The 4181-nt window shown below is 63.7% G+C and carries 8 protein-coding genes; all 8 read left to right on the forward strand.

Annotation, left to right across the window (positions count from 1 at the left end):
• Positions 1–442: hypothetical protein (locus EN935_RS24860; RefSeq protein WP_127373703.1), on the forward strand; the 442-nt coding region annotated here is incomplete at its 5' end.
• A gap of 103 nt (positions 443–545) precedes the next feature.
• Positions 546–743, forward strand: a complete 198-nt coding sequence (locus tag EN935_RS24865; RefSeq protein WP_245469032.1) for a hypothetical protein — start codon at positions 546–548, stop codon at positions 741–743.
• A 90-nt stretch (positions 744–833) separates the two neighbouring features.
• A complete protein-coding gene (gene nrdR, locus EN935_RS24870; RefSeq protein WP_127265870.1) occupies positions 834–1313 on the forward strand; it encodes a transcriptional regulator NrdR in 480 nt (159 codons plus the stop codon).
• 2 nt (positions 1314–1315) lie between these two features.
• Positions 1316–2431 (forward strand): bifunctional diaminohydroxyphosphoribosylaminopyrimidine deaminase/5-amino-6-(5-phosphoribosylamino)uracil reductase RibD, encoded by a 1116-nt coding sequence (gene ribD / locus EN935_RS24875; protein ID WP_127265872.1) that lies wholly within the window; start codon positions 1316–1318, stop codon positions 2429–2431.
• Between the two features lie 11 nt (positions 2432–2442).
• Positions 2443–3060 carry a riboflavin synthase gene (locus tag EN935_RS24880; RefSeq protein WP_127265874.1) on the forward strand — a complete coding sequence of 206 codons (618 nt, stop codon included), beginning with the start codon at positions 2443–2445 and terminating at the stop codon, positions 3058–3060.
• Complete coding sequence (locus EN935_RS42935) at positions 3060–3230, forward strand: hypothetical protein (RefSeq protein ID WP_348629912.1); 171 nt, start codon at positions 3060–3062, stop codon at positions 3228–3230. Before EN935_RS24880 ends, EN935_RS42935 begins: the two co-directional genes overlap by 1 nt.
• An 84-nt stretch (positions 3231–3314) precedes the next feature.
• Positions 3315–3809 carry a 6,7-dimethyl-8-ribityllumazine synthase gene (ribH, locus tag EN935_RS24890; protein WP_127265877.1) on the forward strand — a complete coding sequence of 165 codons (495 nt, stop codon included), beginning with the start codon at positions 3315–3317 and terminating at the stop codon, positions 3807–3809.
• Positions 3806–4181 (forward strand): transcription antitermination factor NusB (gene nusB, locus EN935_RS24895; RefSeq protein ID WP_127373704.1); only part of this gene is annotated, 376 nt, incomplete at its 3' end. The genes ribH and nusB, both read left to right, overlap by 4 nt.

Genomic DNA, 4181 nt, shown 5'->3' on the forward strand with positions numbered 1-4181 from the left:
GGTCGACACCGGTGAGGATCTGCGCAAGACCTGCGCGGCCTCGACCGCCTTTATCGGCGCCGGTGGCGTGCCTGGTACCCTGACGCTCGTCATCACGAACGGCGATGCCCTGCCGCCGGATGCCTACCCGTCCATAACCATCGCTGTTGACAACAAGGATCTGCCGGCCGGCAAGTCCGTCGCTGCCACTTTCGGCGACGACAAGGGCCGCGTCACTGCCAAGCTCCATTCCGATGGCGCGGTCAACGGCCGGCTCAGCTGGACCGTGGACAATCAGGCCAAGACCAGCCTGGCGCTCTTGCGCGTCATGCGCCGGGCATCGGCGCTTGACGTCTCTTTCGGCGATGCGCCGGTTGGAAGCATATCCATGGACGGCTTCACCAAGGCCTATCGCAGTCTCGGCGCATCGTGCGGGTTTCCGACCGCCGACGTCGCCCCCTGAGGCGATCGAACAGATCTCACCACGAGGGGTCGTTTGATGGAGATCGTCTGGAATTGCCTGGTCGGCGGGCTGGTCACAGCTCTGATCGTATGGGCATCGAAGCGTGCCCGGCATACTGCCACTGGCGCCGACCTTTGCGGTCGGTGCCAAGGGCAATCCCGCCGGCTTTCGCGAGGCCTGCCTGGCCGGGGTGAAGACCATCCCAGCCTATCTCGCCTTCCTCGGAGCCTGTTGGCTTGGCGGTATCGCCGTATGGTTGGTTGGGGCTCTCGCAATTTTCGTTGCGCCTCGCTATCTCTGAGGGGCGAGGGGCTGTTGGCGATACTTTGCCATCGTTGCAAAAACCTCTAAGCCTTTCGCTTCACCAGATTCGCCAACCAAAGGCTTCTCCATGCGCTGTCCCTATTGCCAGTCAGAAGATACGCAGGTGAAGGATTCGCGCCCCGCCGAGGATGGCGCGGCGATCCGCAGGCGGCGCGTCTGCCCCGATTGCGGCGGCCGCTTCACCACTTTCGAGCGCGTGCAGTTGCGCGACCTCGTGGTGGTCAAGAAATCGGGCCGCAAAGTGCCGTTCGACCGCGACAAGCTGCTGCGCTCGGTGGAGATCGCCGTTCGCAAGCGCAATGTCGATCCCGAGCGCATCGATCGCGCGGTGACCGGCATCGTGCGCCAGCTCGAAAGTTCCGGCGAGACGGAGGTTGCTTCAGAAGAAGTCGGCCGGCTGGTCATGGAAGCGCTGAAATCGCTCGACGATGTCGCCTATGTGCGCTTCGCCTCGGTCTACCGCAATTTTCGCGAGGCCAAGGATTTCCATGAATTGCTGGGCGAGCTCAAGGGGGACGAAATCAAGGGTGAAGAGGAAGCCAGCTGAGCATGACTGCAAGCGAACAGGCCGCCCTTGATCGCCGCTTCATGGCGGCGGCACTCAGACTGTCGCGAAAAAATGCCGGGCGCACCGCGACCAACCCGTCTGTCGGCACGCTGATCGTGCGCGATGACGGCAACGGTCCGATGATCGTCGGCACCGGCGTCACCGCTGTCGGCGGTCGCCCGCATGCCGAGACCGAGGCCCTGTCCGAGGCCGGCGAGCTCGCGCGCGGCGCCACCGCTTACGTCACTCTCGAACCTTGCGCCCATCACGGCCGCACGCCGCCTTGCGCCAATGCGCTGGTCAATGCCGGCGTCGCGTGCGTCGTCGGTGCGGCCAGCGATCCCGATTCGCGCGTGTCCGGCAAGGGCTACGCGATCCTGCGTGCCGCCGGTGTCGAGGTGGTCGAGAAGGTGCTGGCGGCGGAAGCCGCCGAGCAGATGGCCGGCTATTTGATTCGATCGCTGAGAAAACGCCCCGAAGTGATTCTCAAGCTTGCGCTTTCCAGCGACGGCAAGATCGGCAGGGAAGGCGGTGGGCAGGTGTCGATCACCGGCGATATTGCGCGCCGCGAAGTGTATCTGATGCGGGCCGAGGCGGACGGCATACTGATTGGTATCGGCACGGCCCTTGAGGATGATCCGGCCCTGACGGTGCGCTTGCCGGGGCTGGAGAACCGTTCGCCGGCGCGCATCGTGCTCGACCGCCAGATCAGGTTGCCGGAGGCCTCGAAACTGGTTTCGGGCGTAGACCGGGTGCCACTCTATGTCGCCGCTTGCCTTGAGGCCGATCCGTTGCGGCGGGCAGCACTCGAACGCGCCGGTGTGCGCTTCATCGGCACTGAAACGCATGAGGGCGGCGTCGCGCTGCCGGAACTGCTCGAGGATCTGGCAGCGCTTGGCATGGCAAGCGTGCTGGTCGAGGGCGGCGCCAAGGTGGCGAGCGCTTTCCTGGCTGATGGGCTGGTCGACCGTATCGTGCTGTTCGAGGGGCCGGAGGCGATTGGCAATGGTGGCATTGCATCGCCGATCGACGCTGACCATATCCCGGCAGGATTTCGCAAATTGCGCGACATGCGCTTTGGCGAAGACAGCTACGCCGAGTGGATAAGAGACCTTTAGGATCAACACCGATGTTTACCGGAATTGTCACCGATGTCGGCACTGTCGCTTCCGTCAAGCCGCTCAGGGAAGGGGTGGGTTTGCGCATCGACACCGCCTATGACCCACAGACCATCGCCATCGGCGCCTCGATCTCCTGTGGCGGCGTTTGCCTGACAGTGACGGCCTTGCCCGACAACGGCTCGAATGCACGCTGGTTCGAGGTCGAGGCCTGGGAAGAGGCGCTCAGGCTGACGACGGCGATGGGCTGGAAGTCAGGCACGCGGATCAATCTGGAGCGGGCGCTGAAGATCGGCGACGAACTCGGCGGCCACATCGTTTCGGGTCATGTCGACGGTATGGCGGAGATCGTCGAGCGCAAGGATGAGGGCGACGCGGTGCGTTTTACTCTCGAAGCACCGCGCGAGCTGGCGAAGTTCATTGCGCCAAAAGGCTCGGTCGCACTCGACGGCACCTCGCTCACCGTCAACAAGGTCGAAGCCACGCGTTTCGACGTGCTGCTGATCCACCATTCGCTGACCGTGACCACCTGGGGCGAGCGCAAGGTCGGCGACCGCGTCAATCTCGAGATCGACACCATGGCCCGCTACGCGGCGCGTCTCGTGGAGGCAGAGAAAGAGGGGCTTTGATGGTCAAGAATAGACGGATCTCGGCTGAACAAGAAGAAGAACTCCGGCGCCTGACACTCGAAGCGCTGGCCGATGTGGACGCCGGTCGTGTGATCGATCATCAGACCGTACAGACCTGGGTTGATAACCTCGACAGCCATCTCAAAAACGAGGTTGGTGAACCTGAATAGGTTGGCAAACCGGGCGCGCGCAACATCTTCGCTTGCGGTCAACCCGGCTTCGGCCTAAGTCACCGGCGATCCCCGGAGACTTTTATGGCTGGCACATCCCAACACGGCAAAGCCTTCATTCGTCCGAAGACGAAGGCGCATCTGCTCATTGTCGAAGCGCGCTTTCACGACGACCTTGCCGACACGCTGCTCGAAGGCGCGACAAGCGCGCTCGATGAAGCGGGCGCGACTTACGACGTCGTCACCGTTCCAGGTTCGCTCGAGATTCCCGCGGTGATCACCTTTGCACTGGACGGCGCGACGGAAGGCGGGACAGACTATGACGGATTTGTCGCGCTCGGCACCATCATCCGCGGCGACACCTATCATTTCGACATTGTCGCCAATGAATCCAGCCGGGCGCTAATGGACCTGAGCGTGCAGGACTCGGTCTGCATCGGTAACGGCATCCTGACCACCGAGAATGACGCGCAGGCATGGACTCGCGCCAAGCGCTCGGAAGGCGACAAGGGCGGCTTTGCCGCGCGTGCGGCGCTGACCATGATCGCCCTCAAGGAACAACTGGGAGCGCGATCGTGAGCGAACCCGCTTCGCCCGGCCAGCCGGCAGTGCGCCACGCCAACAAGCGCGGCGCTGCCCGTCTGGCCGCCGTGCAGGCGCTCTACCAGATGGATGTCGCCGGCAGCGGCGTCTTCGAGATCACCGCCGAATACGAGGCGTTTCGTCTCGGCAAGGAAGTCGACGGCGCGCTCTACCGAGAGGCCGATGCGCAATGGTTTCGCGCCATCCTGGCGGGTGTCGTCGAGAACCAGAAGACCATCGATCCGATCATCCGCCAGGCGCTGACCGAGGACTGGCCGCTGTCGCGGCTCGATTCGACGCTGCGCGCCATTCTGCGCGCCGGCGTCTACGAGCTGATGAAGCGCGAGGATGTCCCCGTCGCGGTTATCG

It is taken from the genome of Mesorhizobium sp. M7D.F.Ca.US.004.03.1.1 (assembly GCF_003998635.1).
Classification (GTDB): Bacteria; Pseudomonadota; Alphaproteobacteria; order Rhizobiales; family Rhizobiaceae; genus Mesorhizobium; species Mesorhizobium loti.